At 70.9% G+C, this 1,119-nt stretch carries 2 protein-coding genes; both read left to right on the top strand.

Annotated elements, in window-relative coordinates:
• Positions 1 to 507 (top strand): DHHA1 domain-containing protein (locus QH283_RS27705; protein ID WP_280505875.1); only part of this gene is annotated, 507 nt, incomplete at its 5' end.
• A gap of 1 nt (position 508) precedes the next feature.
• Positions 509 to 1,039 (top strand): Holliday junction resolvase RuvX, encoded by a 531-nt coding sequence (gene ruvX / locus QH283_RS27700; protein ID WP_280505874.1) that lies wholly within the window; start codon positions 509 to 511, stop codon positions 1,037 to 1,039.
• Positions 1,040 to 1,119 lie beyond the last annotated feature (80 nt).

Below are 1,119 nucleotides of genomic sequence, written 5' to 3'. Positions count from 1 at the left end.
CTGCTGGCCGGTGTCGCGTCCTCGCTGAAGGTGCCGAGCGACGAGGTGCCCGCCCGCGTCGAGCAGTTGGTTGAGCGGCTGAAGGTGGCCGAGAAGGAGTTGGAGCGCACCAAGGTCGCCGCTGTGCTCGCCGCCGCGGGCAAGTACGTGGACGAGGCCGAGCGCGTCGGGCGCGTGCTGCTGGTCGCCGCCGCCGCGCCGCAGGGCGTGGCCGCCGCCGACCTGCGCACCCTGGCCACCGACGTCCGCGGCCGCTTCGGCGGCGAGCCCGCCGTGGTGGTGCTGCTCGGCGACGCCGACGGCAAGGTGCCGTTCGTGGTGGCGGTCAACAAGCCCGCCCAGGAGCTCGGTTTCAAGGCCGGTGAGCTGGTGTCGGCTTTCGGCCCGAGCATCTCCGGTCGCGGCGGCGGCAAGCCCGAGATGGCACAGGGCGCGGGCACCGACCCCGCGGGCATCCCCGCCGGTTTAGCCGCGGTCCGGGCACGGGTGGCCGAAATCGCCGGCTGACATGGGTGAGCAGGAGCGTTCCGAACGCCCCGACCCAGCCACCGACCCCGGCTGGGGCCGACGCATCGGCATCGATGTGGGCAGTGTCCGCTTCGGTGTCGCCTCCAGTGACCCCGATGGCATCCTCGCCACGCCCGTTGAGACGGTGCCACGCGCGAAGAAGGTCGCGCGCGGCGCCGCCGCGCCCGCCATCGCGAGAATTGCCGAGATTGTGCGGGAGTACGAGGCCGTCGAGGTCATCGTGGGTTTGCCGCGCACTCTGCGCGGGGAGAAAGGCACCTCGGCCACGATGGCCATCCGGTTCGCTGAAAGATTGCGGGCAGAATTGCCCGACGTGGCGATACGCCTTTCCGACGAACGTTTGACTACGGTGTCTGCTGCACGTGCATTGCGCGACAGCGGAGTTCGAGCACGTGGCCAGCGGCAGGTGATCGATCAGGCGGCGGCCGTGGCGATCCTGCAAGGATGGTTGGACGAACGGAGTGCGGTGTTGAAGTCGGTCGGGGACGCGTCGTCCGGGGACGATGCATGACGGATCGATGGGCGCGAGCCGAGGAGGCGTTCCGGCAGCGGGAAGCAGCCGAACGCCGGTACCGCCGCGACGACGCGGCA

This window comes from Nocardia farcinica (assembly GCF_029867845.1).
In the GTDB taxonomy this organism is placed as follows: domain Bacteria; phylum Actinomycetota; class Actinomycetes; order Mycobacteriales; family Mycobacteriaceae; genus Nocardia; species Nocardia farcinica_A.
This window is presented reverse-complemented; position numbering and strand designations above follow the sequence as displayed.

Bases quoted from the DNA above. Each gene is read 5' to 3' on its own strand.
- ruvX (WP_280505874.1), top strand. From the start codon at position 509: ATGGGTGAGCAGGAGCGTTCCGAACGCCCCGACCCAGCCACCGACCCC.